This is a genomic window from Streptomyces sp. A0592 (assembly GCF_004795115.1).
Lineage (GTDB): Bacteria > Actinomycetota > Actinomycetes > Streptomycetales > Streptomycetaceae > Streptomyces > Streptomyces erythrochromogenes.
On the sequence record NZ_SSBM01000004.1, the window covers coordinates 211117 to 230476 of the forward strand.

At 73.4% G+C, this 19360-nt stretch carries 18 protein-coding genes and 1 pseudogene; 15 read left to right on the forward strand and 4 right to left on the reverse strand.

Annotated features, from left to right (window positions below; genetic code table 11):
• Nucleotides 1-404 precede the first annotated feature (404 nt).
• The 6 genes from E6U81_RS08495 (at nt 405) to E6U81_RS08520 (ending at nt 6347) form a co-directional block, all read left to right on the forward strand.
• Nucleotides 405-1373, forward strand: coding sequence for a TauD/TfdA family dioxygenase (locus tag E6U81_RS08495; RefSeq protein ID WP_136229472.1), 969 nt, complete (start codon nt 405-407; stop codon nt 1371-1373).
• A 51-nt stretch (nt 1374-1424) separates the two neighbouring features.
• The gene (gene ssuE / locus E6U81_RS08500; RefSeq protein ID WP_136229473.1) at nt 1425-2063 is read left to right on the forward strand and encodes an NADPH-dependent FMN reductase; all 639 of its coding nucleotides are present in this window, start codon (nt 1425-1427) and stop codon (nt 2061-2063) included.
• Nucleotides 2064-2106: 43 nt separating this feature from the next.
• Nucleotides 2107-3150, forward strand: coding sequence for an ABC transporter substrate-binding protein (locus E6U81_RS08505; protein ID WP_136229474.1), 1044 nt, complete (start codon nt 2107-2109; stop codon nt 3148-3150).
• Nucleotides 3151-3158: 8 nt separating this feature from the next.
• Nucleotides 3159-4007, forward strand: a complete 849-nt coding sequence (locus E6U81_RS08510; RefSeq protein WP_136229475.1) for an ABC transporter ATP-binding protein — start codon at nt 3159-3161, stop codon at nt 4005-4007.
• Nucleotides 4004-4912, forward strand: a complete 909-nt coding sequence (locus E6U81_RS08515; protein WP_168714585.1) for an ABC transporter permease — start codon at nt 4004-4006, stop codon at nt 4910-4912. Before E6U81_RS08510 ends, E6U81_RS08515 begins: the two co-directional genes overlap by 4 nt.
• Before the next feature lie 103 nt (nt 4913-5015).
• Nucleotides 5016-6347, forward strand: coding sequence for an LLM class flavin-dependent oxidoreductase (locus E6U81_RS08520; RefSeq protein WP_136229476.1), 1332 nt, complete (start codon nt 5016-5018; stop codon nt 6345-6347).
• Between the two features lie 90 nt (nt 6348-6437).
• On the opposite strand, the gene E6U81_RS08525 is transcribed toward E6U81_RS08520, so the two are convergent.
• Both E6U81_RS08525 and E6U81_RS08530 read right to left on the reverse strand, forming a co-directional pair.
• Nucleotides 6438-7358, reverse strand: a complete 921-nt coding sequence (locus E6U81_RS08525; protein ID WP_136229477.1) for an NADP-dependent oxidoreductase — start codon at nt 7356-7358, stop codon at nt 6438-6440.
• Nucleotides 7359-7401: 43 nt separating this feature from the next.
• Nucleotides 7402-8121: a DUF2470 domain-containing protein gene (locus tag E6U81_RS08530; protein ID WP_136229478.1), complete on the reverse strand. Its 720-nt coding sequence runs from the start codon at nt 8119-8121 to the stop codon at nt 7402-7404.
• A gap of 157 nt (nt 8122-8278) precedes the next feature.
• Here E6U81_RS08530 and E6U81_RS08535 point away from each other — a divergent pair, with 157 nt between their 5' ends.
• The 4 genes from E6U81_RS08535 (at nt 8279) to E6U81_RS08550 (ending at nt 11206) form a co-directional block, all read left to right on the forward strand.
• Nucleotides 8279-8674 carry a cell division protein SepF gene (locus E6U81_RS08535; RefSeq protein ID WP_030651331.1) on the forward strand — a complete coding sequence of 132 codons (396 nt, stop codon included), beginning with the start codon at nt 8279-8281 and terminating at the stop codon, nt 8672-8674.
• A 421-nt stretch (nt 8675-9095) separates the two neighbouring features.
• Nucleotides 9096-10208, forward strand: coding sequence for an ATP-binding protein (locus E6U81_RS08540; RefSeq protein WP_136229614.1), 1113 nt, complete (start codon nt 9096-9098; stop codon nt 10206-10208).
• Nucleotides 10205-10597 (forward strand): nucleotide pyrophosphohydrolase, encoded by a 393-nt coding sequence (locus E6U81_RS08545; protein WP_136229479.1) that lies wholly within the window; start codon nt 10205-10207, stop codon nt 10595-10597. The genes E6U81_RS08540 and E6U81_RS08545 overlap by 4 nt, the downstream gene beginning before the upstream one ends.
• A 123-nt stretch (nt 10598-10720) precedes the next feature.
• Nucleotides 10721-11206 (forward strand): DUF6099 family protein, encoded by a 486-nt coding sequence (locus E6U81_RS08550; RefSeq protein ID WP_136229480.1) that lies wholly within the window; start codon nt 10721-10723, stop codon nt 11204-11206.
• Nucleotides 11207-11322: 116 nt separating this feature from the next.
• Here the strand turns inward: E6U81_RS08550 and E6U81_RS08555 are convergent, their stop codons facing one another.
• Nucleotides 11323-11571, reverse strand: coding sequence for a hypothetical protein (locus tag E6U81_RS08555; protein ID WP_136229481.1), 249 nt, complete (start codon nt 11569-11571; stop codon nt 11323-11325).
• A gap of 203 nt (nt 11572-11774) precedes the next feature.
• Here E6U81_RS08555 and E6U81_RS08560 point away from each other — a divergent pair, with 203 nt between their 5' ends.
• The 3 genes from E6U81_RS08560 to E6U81_RS39715 all read left to right on the forward strand — a co-directional run bounded on the left by E6U81_RS08560 (nt 11775) and on the right by E6U81_RS39715 (nt 14190).
• Entirely contained in the window at nt 11775-12698 is a 924-nt protein-coding gene (locus E6U81_RS08560; RefSeq protein ID WP_136229482.1) for an LLM class F420-dependent oxidoreductase, read from the forward strand.
• A 15-nt stretch (nt 12699-12713) separates the two neighbouring features.
• Nucleotides 12714-13637: a homocysteine S-methyltransferase gene (gene mmuM / locus E6U81_RS08565; protein WP_136229483.1), complete on the forward strand. Its 924-nt coding sequence runs from the start codon at nt 12714-12716 to the stop codon at nt 13635-13637.
• Between the two features lie 397 nt (nt 13638-14034).
• On the forward strand, nt 14035-14190 hold the full coding sequence (locus E6U81_RS39715; protein WP_168714586.1) for a hypothetical protein: 156 nt from the start codon (nt 14035-14037) through the stop codon (nt 14188-14190).
• On the opposite strand, the pseudogene E6U81_RS41900 reads toward E6U81_RS39715, so the two are convergent.
• Nucleotides 14187-14318, reverse strand: a pseudogene (locus tag E6U81_RS41900) (excalibur calcium-binding domain-containing protein); the annotation flags it as partial. The gene E6U81_RS39715 and the pseudogene E6U81_RS41900 overlap by 4 nt on opposite strands.
• A gap of 776 nt (nt 14319-15094) precedes the next feature.
• Between E6U81_RS41900 and E6U81_RS08575 the strand changes: the two are divergent.
• Nucleotides 15095-16627 carry a 3' terminal RNA ribose 2'-O-methyltransferase Hen1 gene (locus E6U81_RS08575; protein ID WP_136229484.1) on the forward strand — a complete coding sequence of 511 codons (1533 nt, stop codon included), beginning with the start codon at nt 15095-15097 and terminating at the stop codon, nt 16625-16627.
• The gene (locus E6U81_RS08580) at nt 16624-19179 is read left to right on the forward strand and encodes a polynucleotide kinase-phosphatase (protein WP_136229485.1); all 2556 of its coding nucleotides are present in this window, start codon (nt 16624-16626) and stop codon (nt 19177-19179) included. The genes E6U81_RS08575 and E6U81_RS08580 overlap by 4 nt, the downstream gene beginning before the upstream one ends.
• Nucleotides 19180-19360 lie beyond the last annotated feature (181 nt).

The following is a 19360-nucleotide window of genomic DNA, read 5'->3' on the forward strand; positions in this document are numbered from 1 at the left end:
GGCCCGCGCCGACGGCCGGTCGGGACTGCGGACCGCAGCTCCGAGATCCGTGGACCCTCGACCGCCCCGGCCGCCGGGCCGCTCCGCCGGACCCATGGCGGGTGGTCCGCAAGCAGGTGGTCCGGGCCCGCAGACGGGCCGGTCCTGCGGTCAGCGCGCCGCGGGGCCGGCCGGGCCACCAGCCCGGGGCGGCGGCCCGCAGACCACCGGTCCGCCCGACCGGGGGCCCTCCGCGACCTCGGTCCGACGCCCGCCCCGCGACGCGGCCCGCACTCGTACCGGCACCCGCACCCGCACGAAGCCGTATCCGCACAGCTCAGCGCAGCGCAACCGCTCGTCCGATCCTCCTAGCTCCATTTCTTCCGCTGCGGAAATAACCTCCGCAGCCGCACCCGGGAGTCACCATGGCCACTGCCACCCGCACCGACGTCCACGCCGACACCACGCTCACCGTCACCAGGATCGGCGGCCGCATCGGCGCCGAAATCGCCGGTATCCGGCTCGGCGGCGACCTGTCCGAGGCCGATGTCGCCGGCGTCCGCGCCGCCCTCCTCGCCCACAAGGTCGTCTTCTTCCGCGGCCAGGGGCACCTCGACGAGGCCTCCCACGAAGCCTTCGCCGAGCTGCTCGGCGCGCCGGTCGCGCACCCCACCGTCCCCTCCGCGGACGGCCGCTACGCCCTCGGCATCGACTCCCACCACGGCGCCCGCGCCAACCAGTGGCACACCGACGTCACCTTCGTCCCCGCCTACCCCGCCTTCTCCATCCTCCGCGCCGTGACCATCCCCCCGTACGGCGGCGACACCCTCTGGGCCAACACGGCCACCGCCTACACCAACCTCCCCGAGCCGCTCCGCGCCCTCGCCGACGGCCTGCGCGCGGTCCACTCCAACGAGTACGACTACGCCGCCCTGCGGCCCGACGCCCTCCCCGAGGCCCTGGCCCAGTACCGCGAGGTGTTCACCTCCACCACGTTCCTCACCGAGCACCCGGTGGTCCGCGTGCACCCCGAGACCGGCGAACGCACCCTGCTGCTCGGCAACTTCGTCCAGCGGATCCAGGGCCTCACCGGCCGCGACTCCCGCGCGCTGCTCGACCTGTTCCAGGCCCACATCGAGAGCCCCGAGAACACCGTCCGCTGGCAGTGGCAGCCCGGCGACGTCGCGATCTGGGACAACCGCGCCACCCAGCACTACGGCGTGGACGACTCCGACGACCACGAGCGCACCCTGCGCCGCGTCACCGTCGACGGCGACGTCCCGGTCGGCCCCGACGGCGCCCCGTCCCGCCTGATCAGCCCGGAGGACGTCCCGGATCCGGCCTTCGGCATCGCCTCGGGCGCCTCCACCTCCGACGGCTCCACCGCCGCCTGATCCGGCAGAGGCCCGATCCAGCACAGACCGTACGCCGCCCAAGGAGTCACCATGCCCAACCTGCTCGCCCTCACCGGCAGCCCCTCCGCCCACTCCCGCACCGACGTCGTCGCCGACCACGCCCTGCGCCACCTGACCCGTTCCCACCCCGGCTTCGAGACCGCCCGCCTCGCCGTGCGCGAGCTCCCCGCCGCCGACCTGCTCGCCGCCCGCCGCGGCGAGCCCGAGATCCGCCGCGCCCTCGAAGCCGTCGCCCGGGCCGACGGCCTGATCATCGCGACTCCGGTGTACAAGGCCTCGTACACCGGCCTGCTCAAGGCCTTCCTCGACCTGCTCCCGCAGGACGGCCTCGCCGGCAAGACGGTTCTGCCGCTCGCCACCGGCGGCAGCCTCGCCCACGTCCTGACCATCGACTACGCGCTGCGCCCCGTGCTCGCCGCCCTCGGCGCCCGGCACGTCACCGCCGGCCGGTTCGTCCTGGACTCCACCGTCGAGCGCGGCTCCGGCCCCGACCGGCTGCGACCCGAGGCGGAGCTCGACCTCCTCCAGGCCGTCGACGAGTTCGCGGACGCCCTGCGCACCGTCGGCACCCCGCCGGCCGACGCCGCGCCACTGACCCCCGCCACTGCGCTGACCCCCGCCACCGCTCTGACCACCGCCGACGCACTCACCGCCACCGCCGCCCCGTAAGCCCGTACCCGCCCTTCAAGAACCGCACCGACAAGGATCCGTCATGCCCGCAGCACTCACCTCGACCACCACCTCCCGGCGCCAGTTCCTGACCCTGCTCGGCATCTCGGCGGCCGCGGTGAGCTGCGGCACGGCCACCGCCGGCAGCGGATCCGGCTCCGGTTCCGGCGGGCAGGTCACCACCCTCAAGTACCAGGGCAGCGTGGGAGCCGTCACACTCCCCGAACTGGCCGCCGACCTCGGCCACCTCGGCGACCTGAAGCTGGAGTGGATCGGCAACACCATCAGCGGCCCGCAGGACATCCAGTCCGCCGCCACCGGCCAGATCCACTTCGGCGGAGCCTTCAACGGCGCCGTGGTCAAACTGGCCGCCAGCAAGGCCCCGATCACCTCCGTCATCTCCTACTACGGATCCGACCAGCACTCCTACAGCGGCTACTACGTCCTCGAGGACAGCCCCATCCGGTCCGCCCGCGACCTGATCGGCAAGAAGGTCGGCATGAACACCCTGGGCGCACACGCCCAGGCCATGCTGGAGATCTACCTGAAGCGGGGCGGGGTGTCGAAGACGGACTCGGCCAAGGTCGAATCCCTGGTGGTCCCGCCGGTCAACACCGAACAGGTCCTGCGGCAGAAGCAGATCGACGTCGCCGTGCTCGGCGGGGTGCTGCGCGACAAGGCCCTCGCCGCCGGCGGGATCCGCCCGCTCTTCACCGACTTCGAGCTGCTCGGCCCGTTCAGCGCGGGCAGCTACGTGATGACGAAGCGCTTCATCAAGGAGAACCCCGACACCGTCCGGACCTTCGTCACCGGAGTGGGCAAGGCCATCGAGTGGTCCCGCACCACCCCGCACGAGCAGGTCATCGCCCGGATGACGGAGATCGTCACCAAGCGCGGCCGCAACGAGGACACCGCCACCCTCAAGTACTGGCGCTCGTACGGCGTGGCGGAGGCCGGCGGCCGGATATCCGACAAGGAGTTCCAGGTCTGGCTGGACTGGCTCGCCGAGCGCGGCGACATCAAGGAGGGCCAGCTGAAGGCCACCGACCTCTACACCAACGAGTTCAACGGAAACGGGAAGGGGTGACGACGGCCATGGCGAAGATCGTGTTCGAGGGCGTACGCAAGACCTTCGGGGACTTCACGGCCCTCGACGGCATCGACCTGGAGATCCAGAGCGGCGAGTTCCTGGTGGTCGTCGGACCCAGCGGCTGCGGCAAGTCCACCCTCCTGGACCTCCTCGGCGGACTGTCCACGCCGACCGCCGGCCGGATCCTGCTCGACGGCAAGCCGGTCACCGGGCCGGGCCTCGACCGGGGCATCGTCTTCCAGCAGTACGCGCTGCTGCCGTGGCGCACGGCGCTCGGCAACGTCGAGTTCGGCCTGGAGGCCACCGGCGTCCCGCGCCGTGAACGCAAGTCCCGGGCGAGGGAGTTCCTCGACCTCGTCGGCCTGACCGGCTTCGAGGACCGGCACCCGCACCAGCTGTCCGGCGGCATGCGCCAGCGCGTGGCCATCGCCCGCTCGCTGGCGTACGACCCGGACGTGCTGCTGATGGACGAGCCGTTCGCCGCCCTCGACGCCCAGACCCGCGAGTCCCTCCAGGACGAACTGCGCCGCATCTGGCAGCGCACCGGCAAGACCGTCGTCTTCATCACGCACGGCATCGAGGAGGCCGTGTACCTCGGCCAGAAGGTGGCCGTCATGACCTCCCGGCCGGGACGGATCAAGGAGATCGTCCCCGTCGCCTTCGGCGAACGCCCGGGAACCGCCGCCGCCATCGGCACCGGCACCCGCACCGGCCCGGTGTCCGCCACCGGCCCCCAGGGCGAGGACCTGCGCTCCAGCCCGGAGTTCGCCCGCTACCGCCACGAGATCTGGACCCTCCTCCACGACGAGGTGGCCCGCGCCCAGCAACTGGAGAAGGAGGAGGCCTCCGTATGACCACCGGAACCGACACCGCTGCCCCCGCCGTGCTGCCCGCCGCCCCGGCCCCCGCCGAGGAGGCCCGGGAGTCCGCGCCCCCGCCGCGGCCGGCGCCCGCCACCGGGCCCGCCGAACGCCCCGCCCGGCAGCCCCTCGGAGCGTTCGGACGCCGGCTGCGGGCCGTCGCCCTGCGGTCCGCGGCGGTCCTCGCCCTGCTCGCCGTGTGGGAGGTCGCGCCCCGCCTGGGCCTGGCCGACCCCACCTTCCTGCCGCCGGTCAGCGAGGTGGCCGCCGCCTGGTGGGAGCTCCTGCTCAACGGCCAGCTCGGCCAGCACACCTGGGCCAGCCTGGTCCGCTCCTTCGGCGGGTTCGCCATCGCCGTCGTCGTGGCCGTCCCGCTGGGGCTGCTCATCGGCTGGTACCGGCCGGTCGCCGCCCTGCTCGGCCCCCTGCTGGAGGTGTTCCGCAACACCGCCGCGCTGGCCCTGCTGCCGGTCTTCGTGCTCCTGCTCGGCATCGGCGAGACCTCGAAGGTGTCCATCGTCGTCTACGCCTGCGTCTGGCCGATCCTGCTGAACACCATCAGTGCCGTCGGGAACGCCGACCCCACCCTCGTCCGGCTGGCCCGCTCCATGGACCTGTCCACCCCGAGGCTCTTCCAGAAGGTGATCCTCCCGGCGTCCGTACCGGCCGTCTTCACCGGCATCCGGCTCGCCGGCGCCGTCTCCATCCTCGTCCTCGTGGCCGCCGAGATGATCGGCGCGAAGGCGGGCCTGGGCTACCTGATCAACGCCTCGCAGTTCAACTTCGCGATCCCGCAGATGTACGCGGGCATCGTCACCATCTCCGCCATCGGCGTGGCCTTCAACCAGCTCCTGGTCGCGATCGAACGCCGCCTGAGCACCTGGCGCGTCCCCTCCTGACACCCGTCCGGCCCGGTCCGGACGGACACGCCCCTCCCGGCCCCCGGCCGGTACCCCTTTCCACCCCATGCCACGCCACGACCCAGAACCACGAGGACCCGCCATGACCGCTCCCCGGACCCTCCACCTCAACGCCTTCCTGATGAACGCCGGGCACCACGACGCAGCCTGGCGCCACCCCGCCAGCACCCCCGAACGCGTCACCGACCTGACGTACTTCCAGGAACTGGCCCGCACCGCAGAGCGCGGCAGGCTCGACTCCATCTTCTTCGCCGACGGGCTCGCCCTGTGGGGCAAGGCCCGCTACAACGCCCTCGGCGGGTTCGAGCCGCTCACCCTGCTCTCCGCCATCGCCGCGGTCACCGAACACATCGGCCTCATCGCCACCGTCTCCACCACCTTCAACGAACCCTTCAACCTGGCCCGCAAGTTCGCCTCCCTCGACCACATCAGCGGCGGCCGGGCCGGCTGGAACATCGTCACCTCCGGCACCCTCGACGAGGCGCGCAACTTCAATCGGGACGAGCACCTGGAACACAGCCTCCGCTACGACCGGGCCCGCGAGTTCCTCGACGTCGCCACCAAGCTCTGGGACAGCTGGGAGGACGACGCGATCGTCCTCGACAAGCAGGCCGGCATCTACGCCGACACCGACAAGCTGCACCCCGCCGCACACCGCGGCGAGTACTTCGGCGTCGCCGGCCCGCTCAACGTCCCGCGCTCCCCGCAGGGCCACCCGCTGCTCGTACAGGCGGGCTCCTCCGAATCCGGGAAGGAGTTCGCCGCCCAGTACGCCGAGGCGGTCTTCACCGCCCAGCAGACCCTCGCCGACGGCCAGACCTTCTACAAGGACCTCAAGTCCCGCCTGGCCGGGTACGGCCGCGCCGAGGGCGACCTGCTCGTGCTGCCCGGCATCGCCCCCGTCATCGGCTCCACCGAGGCCGAGGCGAAGGCCCTGGAGCAGGAGCTCACCGACCTCCAGGTGCCGGAGTACGGTCTCGCCCAGCTCTCCGGCATGCTCGGCGTGGACCTCACCGGCCTCCCCCTGGACGGCCCGCTGCCCGACCTGCCCGAGGAGCGGGACATCAACGGCAACAAGAGCCGCTTCACGCTCGTCGCCGAACTCGCCCGCCGCGACGGCCTCGACCTGCGCGGGCTGATCGCACGCCTCGGCGCCGGCCGCGGCCACCGCGTCTTCGCCGGCACCCCCGAGCAGATCGCCGACCAGCTGGAGCAGTGGTTCACGCAGGGTGCCGCCGACGGCTTCAACATCATGGCGCCCGTGCTGCCCACCGGCCTGACCGACTTCGTCGACCAGGTCGTGCCCATCCTCCAGCGCCGCGGCCTCTTCCGCACCGAGTACACCGGCCGCACCCTGCGCGAGAACTACGGCCTGCCCCGGCCGGCCAACCGGTACGCGGCGGCCGCCTCGTGACCGGCCGCCCCACCGTCTGAACGGGCGCGCGCCGCCGGAGTCGGAACTCCGGCGGCGCGCCGGTCGTGCGGCCCGGGCCGCACGCGGCGCTCAGACCGTCAGGACGATCTTGCCGCGGGTGCGGCCCGCGGCGCTCAGCTCCCAGGCCGTGGCCGCCTCGGCGAGCGGCAGCGCGTGCTCCACGTTCACCGTGAGCCTGCCCGCGTCCGCCAGCTCCGCGAGGAAGGTCAGGTCGGCGGTGTCCGGGCGCACCCACAGCTGGTGGGCGCCCTTCGCGGCGGCCTCGTAGTCGGCGATGGACACCACCCGGTCGCGCCGGCGCACCAGCGACTGGAGGGTCTCGACGACGCCGTCCCCGTAGAAGTCCAGGCCCGCGTCCACGCCTTCGGGCGCGAGCTCGCGGACCCGGTCCGCCAGCCCCTCCCCGTACAGCACGGGCTCCGCGCCGAGCGAGCGCAGGTAGTCGTGGTTGTGCGCGCCGGCCGTACCGATGACCCGCAGACCGAGGGCGACCGCGATCTGCACGCCGAAGGATCCCGTGCCGCCCGCCGCGGAGTGGATGAGGACGGTCTCGCCCGCCCGTACGCCGACGCGGGTCAGCGACTGGTAGGCGGTGAGGCCGGCCAGCGGGATGCCCGCGGCCTGCTCGAAGGTCAGCCCGCGCGGCTTGCGGGCGAGGGTGCGGACGGGGGCGGCGACCAGTTCGGCGTAGGTGCCGAGCTCCACCCATTCCTTGCGGACGTAGCCGAAGACCTCGTCGCCCACGGCGAAGTCGAAGGTGTCCGGGCCGACGGCCTCGACGACACCGGCCACGTCCCAGCCGGGTATCACCGGGTGGCGGACTTCGAGGATGGGATCGAGGTAGCCGGCAGCGAGCTTCCAGTCGACCGGGTTGACCCCGGCGGCCTTGACGCGGACGAGTACCTCGCCCGGCCCCACCTTGGGCTGTGGGACGTCAACGACCTTGAGGGAGGCGGGAGTTCCGTATGCGCTGTATGCGATGGCCTTCATGATCGCCCCCAACGCGGCTCCCGCCCGGGGTATTCCGGAGGGATCAGGCCGGCAGCGTGTTGCGGTGCGAGCGCCTGCGCGCCGCGCTGAACAGCGCCTGGATCTGCGCGCCCGACTGCTCGACGTCGTCGAGGGGCGAGGGGAAGGACAGCCGCACGTCGCGGTGGCCGCGCCGCTCCTCCAGCCGCAGGGTGATCCCGTAGCGGTCCATGGCCAGCGGCAGGGCGCGCACGACGGCGGCGGTGGGCTGCGGCTGGACCAGGCGCAGCAGCAGCGTGACGAGTTCGTGATGGTCGTCGAGGAGGTGCGTGAGCATGCCGGCCTCGTAGGCGGCGAGCGGGTCGGGGCCGGCCTCGTCCAGCTCCTCCAGGCCGACGTACGCGATGCCCTCGGCCGTTTCGAGCTCGGCCCGCTCGAACTCCATGCAGGTGGACTCGGCGCCGGACTCGGCGGACAGGTCCGAGTAGGGGGTGAGCAGCCGGCCCAGCACGGTGACGCGGGCACGCACCCGGTCCCGTACGGGGGTGGGCGCGACGTCGGTGAACTCCAGCCGGATCGCGGGCCGGTGCTCGGCGTGGCCGCCGGGCTCGGCGGGGTGCAGGTGCAGCCGGCCCATGGGGTCGCCGCCGTCGAGGTGGCGGACTTCGGAGCGCAGGCCGTCGGTGATCACCGTCATGGAGTGGGCGGCGGCCAGGATCGACCGGATCCGCTCGGCGGCGGTGGGCAGGGCGGCCGAGGTTGCGGGGTCACCGAACAGGCGCATGCGGATCTCTCCATCGTCCGTGTGGGTTAGGTATGCCTAACCTAACTCATCCTGGCTCCAGAGAGTACCCGGCACGGTTCGTGTCGTTGTTGGGCTGAACGGGTGAAACACGAGAGGATGGGGGGATGCACATGAAGCGCGCGGCCGAGGCGGCCCGGTGAGCAGGTACGACGTCACCGACGAACAGTGGGAGGGGCTCGCGCAGGTGGTACCCCTGCGCAGTCGCAACGAATGGCCCTCCCGGGTGGACCACCGCACGATTCCCAAGTCGCCCGGGGCGACGGCGGCGGAGCAGCGGCGCTTCGTGGTGATCAGAGTCCAGATCTTCGCGGACGCGCGGGAGGTGGCCGAGTACCTGATCGCGCAGATCCCGGTACTGCTCGACCTCACCGGCGCGGACAGCGAAGTGGCCAAGCGGATCCTCGACTTCAGCAGCGGGGTGGTCTTCGGGCTGGGCAGCGGGATGCACCGGGTGGACCGGAACGTCTTCCTGCTCGCGCCCGTCGGGACCGAGGTCGAGGGGATCGCGGCCGCGGCCGTCCCCCGATCGTAGGAAGGTTCGTACGAAGGAACGGTTCGCCGGGGCCGCGGGGGGCCCGGCGGCCCGTACCGTCCGGCGCATGGACGCCACCGACGTCGCGTTAGGCGACGCCCGTACCGATTCCCCCGAGACCGGACCCGCCGACAGGCCCTCCGGCACCCCGGCCGCCCCGGTCGCCGGGCCCACCGGTCCCGCGGCTTTGCCGCCCACGGCCCCGGACCCCGCAAAGCCTTCTGTGCCGACGGCCGTTTCCGCGGGCGGAGCCGCGGCCGGCGAGCGGCCGGGCCCTGTCTCGGCGGCCACTGCGGACCGGGCTCCGGCCTACGCGCCTCCGGCACCGGCGGCGACGGGCGGTGACCCCGTCGTCCCCGCGCAGGCGGCGCACCGTGGGTCCGGCCGTCCGCCCCGGCCCGCGCAGCGGCACGCGCGGCCGGTGATCACCGAACTGCGGCTGTCCGCCTTCGGGCGGCACCGCGGCGCGGCCTTCCCGATCGGGCCCGTCACCCTCTTCGCCGGGCCGAGCGGCAGCGGCAAGTCCCAGGTCCTGGCCGCCTACGAGGCCCTGGCCGGACTGGGCGCGGGCGCCACTCTCGAGGAGGCCTTCCCCGACCCCGCCGCCCGCATCCCCGAAAGGGCCGTCCCCGACGCGCAGCGGCGGCGCGGATTCCGCCTGGGCTGCACGGTCGACGGCCCTGCCGGACCGGTCCGGCTCGACCTCGCCGTCCAGGCCGAACCCACCCTGCGGATCGCCGGCGAACGGCTCTCGCAGGACGGGCAGGTCCTGTTCGCCACCGCCCTGCGCGACCCCGGCCGGCGCTCGGTGCAGGCCTCCTGGCTGACCGGCGGCGCCGTCGGCGTCACCCGGGCCCCGCTGCCCGACGACCGCCTCGGCACCGCGCTGCTCCCGCTGCGGGTCGCAGGGTCCACCGCCGGCCAGCGGAAGGTGCTGACCGCCGCCGAGCAGGTGATCGTGGCCCTGCGCTCGGTGTTCGCCTGCGACCCCCGCCCGGACCTGATGCGCGCACCCGTCCCGCAGGGCGAGGGCCGGCTGCTGGGCGACTGCGCCAACCTGGCCGACGTACTGCGCCGGACCCGCCACGAATGCGGGACCCGCCACGCGCTGCTGGCCGAGGCCGCCCGTACCGGCTGTGCGGGCCCCGTTGCCGGCCTGGACGTACGGGCCGCCGAGGGCGGCGGGGCCGTCACCGCGGCCCTGGACCGCGGACCCGGCCGGCCCGCCACGGAACTGGCCCGGCTCGGCGCGGGCGAACTCCGCTTCCTGGCGCTGGCACTGGTCCTGCTCACCGGGCCGGGTGTGCTGGACATGGACCCGGCCGCCGAACTGCTCTCCGCGCAGCAGGCGCTGACCGTACTGGCCGACGGCCTCGACCGCGGCCTCGACGGCGGGCAGGGCGGCGAGCTGCTGCGGCTGGCCCTGCTGTCCTGCGGCCGCGGCCACGTCCGGCTGGTGGCGGCCGTGGGGGAGGGGACCGCGGCCGCCGCCCGCCGCCTCGAGGGCGTGTCGGTGGTAGACCTGTCGTCATGAACGAGACGCAGGAGCCCCGGCAGTCCGAGCGGCGGCCCGAGGAACGGCTGGACCTGCTGCAGCGCAGGCTCGCGCAGTTCGCGGCGGCGCGCGGCTGGGAGCCGTACCACACGCCGAAGAACCTGGCGGTGGCGCTGAGCGTGGAGGCGGCCGAACTGGTCGAGGTCTTCCAGTGGCTGACGCCGGAACAGTCGGCGAAGGTCATGGAGAAGCCGGAATCCGCCCACCGCGTGGCCGATGAGGTCGCCGACGTACTCGCGTACCTGCTGCAGTTCTGTGAGGTTCTCGGGGTGGATGTGCTGGATGCGCTCGCCGCGAAGATCGAGAGGAATGAACTGCGCTTCCCCGTAACGGGTGGTCCGACACCGAATCGTCACTCTTCGGAGTGATGGACTCTTCCACAATCACGTTTCTGTCCACATTTTCCGAATACCCCTGGCTTTACTGGTCCGTTGCCCTCACTCTGGGTAGTGGTGAGGACGGCGGGGTGTCGTGCGGACGGGGGACGGCATATGGATGCGGTACGGCTCATCGCGGCCGGCCGGCACGCTCTGGCACAGAGTGGGGCTGAGTGGGACATCGTGGGCGAGGCCTGGCAGGCCCAGGCGCTCGCACAGGGGATCGGGAGCTGGCTGGCGGTCACCGGGCCGCCGGAGCTGAGATCGGAGGCACGGGGACTGGGGGAAGCGGGAGGCAGAGGATGCGGGGTACTGGACCGGGCGGCCCTGCGCGGCGAGGGCAGCGCGCCCGAGTACCCGCCGCGAGCCGCACAGCTGAGCGTGGTGGCGGATGTCCGCCAGGCGCTGCTGGGTCTCCAGGCGCTGCTGGGCGAAGTGGGGATAGCCCTGGTCGGGGTGGCCTGCGGCACGGACGACGAGGCCCTGTACTGGCAGTGCATAGAGTCGATCGACGCGGCTGACGAGTCGAGCGACCGGGTACGGGCGATCCTGCGCCGCATGGTGGTGCGCGAGAGGGGCTCCGCCTCGGGCGTGGCCTGAGCCGGGCACCGCCCGGTACGGGCGGCGGGCGGTAAGGGCGGTGCGGTGCGGGGCGGCCGGGCGGTACGGAGAGCGGCACGGGCCGGGTCCCGCCGTGCGCGACGGGACCCGCACGGTCAGCGGGGCCGGTGGGACGGGCGCTCGCTCTCGGCGGTGCGGTCCGCGGAGGACTGGAGATCGGCGTCGAGTTGGGAGAGGTCGGCGTTCAGCGCGGCCATCAGCTCCTCCATCTGCTGCAGCAGCCCCTTCGGCGCGCCGCCGCCCGGGGCGGACACCGCGGCGGACCCCGGCTGTGCGGTGTCGTGTGCTGCCTGTCCGGTCCAGCCGGTCTGTCGGGGGGTCTCCGGCACGGCCTCGTGGGACATGGCGGCCTCCTGGGCCCTGGCCCTTCCGAGGGGAAGGGGGCGGTGGACGCACCGGCGGGAAGCCGCCGGCACGCGGGCCGGGCGGTCCGGCTCCGTCCGGGCAAACGATCCCCGTCCGTGCTGGTCACTGGCGGCCCCGGGCCCCGACACGTCCGGTTGACGAAGATTCACCCCGGCGGGGCGGGAGGGGCAGGATGGGAGGTATGGATCTTCGCATTTTCACCGAGCCCCAGCAGGGTGCGAGCTACGAGACCCTCCTGAGCGTCGCCAAGGCCACCGAGGACCTGGGCTTCGACGCGTTCTTCCGCTCCGACCACTACCTGAGGATGGGAGCCGCCGACGGCCTGCCCGGCCCCACCGACGCCTGGATCACCCTGGCGGGCCTGGCCCGGGAGACCAGGCGGATCCGCCTCGGCACCCTGATGACGGCGGGCACCTTCCGGCTGCCCGGCGTCCTCGCCGTCCAGGTGGCCCAGGTCGACCAGATGTCCGGCGGCCGCATCGAGCTGGGCCTGGGCGCGGGCTGGTTCGAGGAGGAGCACAAGGCCTACGGGATCCCCTTCCCGGCGGACCGGATGTCCCGGCTGGAGGAGCAGCTGGCCATCGTCACCGGCCTGTGGGCCACCGCGCCCGGCGCCACCTTCGACTACGCGGGCGACCACTACCGCGTGGAGAACTCGCCCGCGCTGCCCAAGCCCGTCCAGGCCAGGATCCCGGTCCTCGTCGGCGGCCACGGCGCCAAGCGCACCCCGCGGCTCGCCGCGCGGTACGCGGACGAGTTCAACATGCCGTTCGCGTCGATCGCGGACAGCGAGCGGCAGTTCGGCCGGGTCCGGGAGGCTGCCGAACAGGCCGGCCGGGGGCCCGACGACCTCGTCTACTCCAACGCCCTCGTGGTGTGCGTGGGCAAGGACGACGCCGAAGTGGCCCGCCGGGCCGCCGCCATCGGCCGGGACGTGGACGAGCTCAAGGCCAACGGCCTGGCCGGCTCGCCGGACGAGGTCGTCGAGAAGATCGGCGCCTACGGCGCCGTCGGCTCCTCCCGCGTCTACCTCCAGCTGCTCGACCTCGACGACCTGGACCACCTGGAGCTGATCTCCGCCCAGGTGCTCTCCCAGCTCCGCTAGCGGCAGGGGAAGGCGATGCCACGCGCGACCGGCCCGCTCGCCGAGGCCCTGGCCCGGCGGACCGTCGTCCTGGACGGCGGGCTCAGCAACCAGCTCGCCGCCCAGGGCTGCGACCTGACCGGAGGCCTCTGGACCGGCCGGGTGCTCGACGAGCGGCCGGTCCAGGTCGAGGCCGCCCACACGGCGTACGCGCAGGCCGGCGCCGAGGTCCTGATCACCGCCAGCTACCAGGTCGGCTACGGGGCCTTCGCCGCCCGGGGCCGCGACCGCGACGCGACCACCGCCCTGCTGCACCGCAGCGTCGCGCTCGCCGCCCGGGCGGCCGAGGCCGCCGACCACGAGGTGTGGGTCGCCGCCTCCGTCGGCCCGTACGGAGCGGTGCTCGCGGACGGCTCCGAGTACCGCGGCCGGTACGGCCTGGGCGTGCGCGAGCTCGCCGCGTTCCACCGCCCCCGCATCGAGGCCCTGCTCGCCGCGGGCCCCGACGTACTGGCCGTGGAAACCCTCCCCGACCCGGACGAGGCCGAGGCCGTGCTCACCGTCCTCGCGGAGACGAACGCCCCCGCCTGGGTCGGCTACACCGTGGCCGGAGGCCGCACCCGGTCGGGACACCCCCTGCCCGAAGCCTTCGCGCTCGCCGCGCAGGCCCCGCAGGTCATTGCCCTCGGGGTCAACTGCTGCGACCCCGCGGAAGTCCTCCCGGCCCTGGAGGCGGCGGCCACCGTCACCGCCAAACCCCTGCTGGCCTACCCCAACGACGGCTCCGTCTGGGAGGCGGCCACCGGCACCTGGCGGGCACCCGGGGCCGAGCCCCCCTGGCCGACGGCCGCCTGGCGGCGTACCGGAGCCCGCCTCGTCGGCGGCTGCTGCCGCATCGGCCCCACCCGCATCGCGGAACTGGCCCGCGAGACCGGCCGGCCCGGCGAATCGATCATGTGATGAACCGTCAAGTCCAGTCATTCTTCGTGCAGTTCCGGCCCGGCTTCCCTCCAGGCGCTTGAGCTGACAGGTGCCACCAGGGTGGGCACGATGCTCCGACATCGGACGGGGGGTCGTGATGAGTGCTGCCGAAAACGCAACCGGGCTCGAAGGCCGGGACGCTGATCCGAGCGGCCCCGGCCCCGGCCCCCAGGACGCCCAAGGCGCTCTCGGCCAGCCGGGACAGCCCCAGGACCCCGAGGAGCGGGCCGCCCGAGGGCCTCGCGGACTCGCTCGCCGCGGCGCTCGCCACCATGCGGCCGCCGGGCACCGACACCGACCTCGTCACCATCGACGCCACCCTGATCCGTACCGTCGCCCGCCGCCTCGACGCCCCGCGAGGTCGCCCGGCTCACCGATGCCATCGACTCCGGCGCAACTGCAGGCACTGCCCCCGACCGGGATCATCCTGGTCGAGTCGGGGGCCGGAGGACGGCGCGTGGTCTTCGGGGACTGCAACCCGGCCATCGTCGCCATGCCCCGCGTCTCCTCCCGCCCCCGGTCACAGCACTAGCGTTCGCAGGCGACGCCGTCGCCGTCGCGGTCGAGGTGGCGGCCGTAGCCGGGGTCGCCGCGGCGGATGGGGGCCGCGCCCGCGGCCCTCACGGCAGCGCAGTTGTTGTACGAGACGTTCGCGCCGCCGCCCGTGTCATCGGTGTCGGGCTCCGGAGCTGCCGCCGGAGCGGTCGTGGGGGCGGGGGCCGGGGCGGCCGGCTTCGGGTGCAGCTCCGTGCCCGGGGCAGCGGGGCAGGCGGTACCGGGAGCCGCGAGGTGGGCCGTCGGCGAGGCGTACTGCGGTGCGAGTCCGGTACCGGCCTTCAGGTCCTGGAAGCAGACCTGCCAGGTGCCGGGGTCGGCGGGGAGGGGGACGTCGGAGTAGGCGCTCTGCGCCTTCAGTTCGCCGTCGATCAGGTTTTCCACCATGCGCTCCGCCTGCCCGAAGGGCTGACCGGTGATCTCGGGCATCAGCGGCTCGGCGCTGGGGGTGGGCGCGGGGGTCGCGGTCGCGGTCGCGGTCGGGACGGGCGTGGGAGATGCCGCCGCCCGGGGTCTTGCGTCGGTCTCCGGCTTCTCCGGCGAGTCCGACAGCAGCGGTATCAGGAACCAGACGCCGGACAGCACGGTGGCGAGGACCTTCTGCGTCCGCTCCCACTGGCTCGTCCAGGCGAGCGCGATCCCCGCGGGCGGAAGGACGACGAGCGCCGTGATGATCAGGGCGGGGTGCTGCCACCAGCGGCGCGGCGGCCTGGGCGCGGGCATCGGGGCGGGGGCGTAGGCGTGCGGGGGCGGGTACATGGCGCTCCTGGTGGCCGAACTCGGTGCGGGGCGCGCGAGCCTACCCAGAAGGTTGAAGATCGTACTTGTTTTCGCTCGAAATCCGTTGGCCCGAGGATGATCCGGCCGTCATGCTGAACCGCATGTTCCTTACGATCACCACCACCGGGACCGCCGAGAATCCGGCGACTGACCTGGGCTTTCTCCTGCACAAGCACCCGGACCGGGTGCGCGTGGAGAACCAGTCCCACGGCACCGCCCACGTGTTCTACCCCGAGGCCACGGCCCAGCGGTGCACGGCGGCCCTGCTGTTGGAGGTGGACCCCGTCGCGCTCGTCCGGCGCGGGAAGGGCAAGGGCCGGGGCGGGGCGCCCGACGCCGCGCTCGCGCAGTACGTCAACGACCGGCCGTACGCCGCCTCCTCGCTGCTCGCCGTCGCGCTCAGCGCGGTGTTCCGCACCGCCCTCAAGGGGAGTTGCGTCCTGCGCCCGGAGCTTCCGGAACAGGCGCGCCCGCTGCGCGTCGAGATCCCCGTGCTCCCCGCACGCGGCGGCGCCGCGATGGTGCACCGGCTGTTCGACCCGCTCGGCTGGGACCTCGTACAGGCCGAGGCCGTACCGCTCGACGAGCAGTTCCCCGCGTGGGGGGACTCCCGCTACGTACGCCTCGTGCTGGAGGGCGAGCTGCGCCTCGCCGACGCCCTGCGCCAGCTCTACGTGCTCCTGCCGGTCCTCGACGACGCCAAGCACTACTGGATCGCGGCCGACGAGGTCGACAAGCTGCTGCGCGCCGGAGACGGCTGGCTCGCCGCGCACCCCGAGCACGCGCTGATCAGCTCCCGCTACCTGGCCCGCCACAAGCGGCTGACCCAGGAGGCCGTGGAGCGCCTGGAACTGGTGCGCTTGGCCGAGTCCGACGGCAGCGAGGTCGAGGAGATCGACAACGCCGTCGACGAGACGCGCGACACGCAGGAGCGGCCCGTGCCGCTCGCCGTGCAGCGACGTGACGCGATCCTCACCGCCCTGCGCGCCGCCGGAGCCCAGCGCGTGCTGGACCTCGGCTGCGGACAGGGCCAGTTGGTGCAGGCGCTGCTGGGGGACCCCGCGTATACGGAGATCGTCGGCATGGACGTCTCCGTGCGCGCCCTGACCGTCGCGGCCCGGCGGCTGCGGCTGGAGCGGATGGGCGAGCGGCAGAGGTCGCGCGTGACGCTGCTCCAGGGCTCGCTCGCCTACACCGACAAGCGGCTGGCCGGCTACGACGCGGCCGTACTGAGCGAGGTCATCGAGCACCTGGACCTGGAGCGGCTGCCCGCGCTGGAGTACGCGGTGTTCGGCTCGGCCCGTCCCCGCACGGTCCTCGTGACCACCCCGAACGTCGAGTACAACGTCCGCTGGGAGACCCTGCCGGCCGGCCACGTCCGGCACGGCGACCACCGCTTCGAGTGGACCCGCGAGGAGTTCCGCGCCTGGGCCGGCCGGGTCGCGGAGCGCTTCGGCTACACGGTCGCGTACGTCCCCGTGGGTGACGACGACCCCGAGGTCGGGCCGCCGACGCAGATGGCCGTCTTCACTCAGGGGGCGGTCAGCGACACCGCCACCGAAACCGACACCGACACCGAGGCCACCGGAACCGCCACCACCACCGACTCCCCGAAGGAGGGCGAGGCAGCATGACCACCGAGACCAGGCGCACACTTCCCGTCACCGACCTGTCCCTCGTCGTCCTGATCGGGGCCACCGGATCGGGCAAGTCCACCTTCGCCCGCAAGCACTTCAAGCCCACCGAGGTCATCTCCTCCGACTACTGCCGGGGCCTGGTCTGCGACGACGAGAACGACCAGAGCGTGAGCCGGGACGCCTTCGACGTCCTGCACTACATCGCCGGCAAGCGCCTCGCCGCAGGCCGCCTGACCGTCGTCGACGCGACCAGCGTGCAGGCCGACGCCCGCCGGCAGCTCGTCGCGCTCGCCCGCGAGCACGACGTCCTGCCCATCGCCATCGTCCTGGACATGCCCGAACAGGTCTGCGCCGAGCGCAACGCGGCCCGCCCCGAGCGGGCCGGCCTGCCCCGCGCGGTCATCCAGCGGCACCGCCGCGACCTGCGCCGCTCCCTGCGCGGCCTGGAGCGCGAGGGCTTCCGCAAGGTGCACGTGCTGCGCTCCGTCGAGGAGGCCGAGGCCGCCGAGGTCGTCCTGGAGAAGCGGTTCAACGACCTCACCCACCTCACCGGCCCCTTCGACATCGTCGGTGACATCCACGGCTGTTCCTCCGAGCTGGAGACCCTGCTCGGCAAGCTCGGCTACGAGGACGGCGTCCACCCCGAGGGCCGCACGGCCGTCTTCGTCGGCGACCTCGTCGACCGCGGCCCCGACAGCCCGGGCGTCCTGCGCCGCGTGATGGGCATGGTCAAGTCCGGCAACGCCCTGTGCGTGCCCGGGAACCACGAGAACAAGCTCGGCCGCTACCTCAAGGGCTCCAAGGTCCAGCAGACCCACGGCCTCGCCGAGACGATCGAGCAGCTCTCCCACGAGCCGCAGGAGTTCGTCGAGGAGGTGCGGGAGTTCATCCGCGGCCTCGTCAGCCACTACGTCCTCGACGGCGGGAAGCTGGTGGTCTGCCACGCCGGCCTGCCCGAGAAGTACCACGGCCGCACCTCCGGCCGGGTCCGCTCGCACGCCCTGTACGGGGAGACCACCGGCGAGACCGACGAGTTCGGCCTGCCCGTGCGCTACCCGTGGGCCGAGGACTACCGCGGCAAGGCCGTCGTGGTCTACGGCCACACCCCCGTCCCGGACACCACCTGGATCAACAACACGATCTGCCTCGACACCGGCGCCGTCTTCGGCGGCCGCATGACCGCCCTGCGCTGGCCCGAGCGCGAACTCGTCGACATACCGGCCGAGAAGGTCTGGTACGAGCCGGTCAAGCCGCTCGTCACCGAGGCGCCGGGCGGGCAGGACGGGCGCCCGCTGGACCTGGCCGACGTGCACGGGCGCCGGGTCGTGGAGACCAGGCACCTGGGCAACGTGGGCGTCCGCGAGGAGAACGCGGCCGCGGCCCTGGAGGTCATGAGCCGTTTCGCCGTCGACCCGCGGCTGGTCCCGTACCTGCCGCCGACCATGGCGCCGACCGCGACCTCCCGCGAGGACGGCTACCTGGAGCACCCGGCCGAGGCCTTCGCCCAGTACCGCAAGGACGGCATCGACCGGGTGGTGTGCGAGGAGAAGCACATGGGCTCCCGCGCCACCGTCCTGGTCTGCAAGGACGCCGACGCCGCCCGCGAGCGGTTCGGCGTGGACGGTCCGACCGGTTCCGTCTACACGCGCACCGGACGGCCCTTCTTCCGCGACGCCGAGGTCACCGAGGAGGTACTGGCGCGGCTGCGCGCGGCGGTCACCGGCGCCGGGCTCTGGGAGGAGCTGGGCACGGACTGGGTGCTGCTCGACGGGGAACTCCTGCCCTGGTCGCTGAAGTCGGGCGGCCTGCTGCGCAACCAGTACGCGGCCGTGGGCGCCGCCTCGCGCGCCGTCTTCCCGGATGCCGTCGGCGCCCTGGAGGCGGCGACCGCCCGCGGCGTCGACACCGGCGCCCTGCTGGAGCGCCAGCGCGGCCGGGCCGCCGACGCGGCGGCCTTCACCGAGGCCTACCGCCGCTACTGCTGGAGCACCGACGGGCTGGAGGGCGTACGGTTCGCGCCGTTCCAGCTGCTGGCCGCGGCCGGGAGGTCGCTGGCAGCCGTCCCCCACGACCAGCAGCTGGCCTGGCTGGACCGGCTGGTCGAGGCCGACGACCCGGGCACCCCGGGCGGCACCGGCCTGCTGCGCCGCACCGGGCGGATCCTGGTGGACACCGGGGACGAGGACTCCGTACGGGCGGGCACCGACTGGTGGCTGGAGCTGACGGCGGCCGGCGGCGAGGGCATGGTCGTCAAGCCGCTCCGGGCCTACGCCCGGGACGGCAAGGGCCGGCTGGTCCAGCCCGGGGTGAAGGTGCGCGGACGGGAGTACCTGCGCATCATCTACGGCCCGGAGTACACGCGTCCGGAGCAGCTGGAGCGCCTGCGGGAGCGATTCCTCGGGCACAAGCGCTCGCTCGCGCTGCGGGAGTACGCGCTCGGACTGGAGGCGCTGGACCGGCTGGCGGCCGACGAGCCGCTGTGGCGGGTCCACGAGCCGGTCTTCGCGGTCCTCGCGCTGGAGTCCGAGCCGGTCGACCCGCGGCTGTGACGGCCACGACGGCTGTCGCAGAGACGGCCGCGGCGTAAAGGCGGAGCCCCCGTACGGCCTCGAATTAGGTCGTATGGGGGAACTTTCGCGGAGAACTCCGGGAAACCCACCGGCGGGATCGTTCATCCAGAGCAGCGGAACGACCGTGACCCTGGAAGGACGGAACATCACCTATGAAGAT

Bases quoted from the DNA above. Each gene is read 5' to 3' on its own strand.
- mmuM (WP_136229483.1), top strand. From the start codon at position 12,714: ATGCCACGCGCGACCGGCCCGCTCGCCGAGGCCCTGGCCCGGCGGACC.
- E6U81_RS39715 (WP_168714586.1), top strand. From the start codon at position 14,035: ATGCCATCGACTCCGGCGCAACTGCAGGCACTGCCCCCGACCGGGATC.
- E6U81_RS08505 (WP_136229474.1), top strand. From the start codon at position 2,107: ATGCCCGCAGCACTCACCTCGACCACCACCTCCCGGCGCCAGTTCCTG.
- E6U81_RS08560 (WP_136229482.1), top strand. From the start codon at position 11,775: ATGGATCTTCGCATTTTCACCGAGCCCCAGCAGGGTGCGAGCTACGAG.
- E6U81_RS08525 (WP_136229477.1), bottom strand. From the start codon at position 7,358: ATGAAGGCCATCGCATACAGCGCATACGGAACTCCCGCCTCCCTCAAG.
- E6U81_RS08530 (WP_136229478.1), bottom strand. From the start codon at position 8,121: ATGCGCCTGTTCGGTGACCCCGCAACCTCGGCCGCCCTGCCCACCGCC.
- E6U81_RS08575 (WP_136229484.1), top strand. From the start codon at position 15,095: ATGTTCCTTACGATCACCACCACCGGGACCGCCGAGAATCCGGCGACT.
- E6U81_RS08515 (WP_168714585.1), top strand. From the start codon at position 4,004: ATGACCACCGGAACCGACACCGCTGCCCCCGCCGTGCTGCCCGCCGCC.
- E6U81_RS08550 (WP_136229480.1), top strand. From the start codon at position 10,721: ATGGATGCGGTACGGCTCATCGCGGCCGGCCGGCACGCTCTGGCACAG.
- E6U81_RS08520 (WP_136229476.1), top strand. From the start codon at position 5,016: ATGACCGCTCCCCGGACCCTCCACCTCAACGCCTTCCTGATGAACGCC.
- E6U81_RS08580 (WP_136229485.1), top strand. From the start codon at position 16,624: ATGACCACCGAGACCAGGCGCACACTTCCCGTCACCGACCTGTCCCTC.
- E6U81_RS08545 (WP_136229479.1), top strand. From the start codon at position 10,205: ATGAACGAGACGCAGGAGCCCCGGCAGTCCGAGCGGCGGCCCGAGGAA.
- E6U81_RS08510 (WP_136229475.1), top strand. From the start codon at position 3,159: ATGGCGAAGATCGTGTTCGAGGGCGTACGCAAGACCTTCGGGGACTTC.
- E6U81_RS08495 (WP_136229472.1), top strand. From the start codon at position 405: ATGGCCACTGCCACCCGCACCGACGTCCACGCCGACACCACGCTCACC.
- E6U81_RS08555 (WP_136229481.1), bottom strand. From the start codon at position 11,571: ATGTCCCACGAGGCCGTGCCGGAGACCCCCCGACAGACCGGCTGGACC.
- ssuE (WP_136229473.1), top strand. From the start codon at position 1,425: ATGCCCAACCTGCTCGCCCTCACCGGCAGCCCCTCCGCCCACTCCCGC.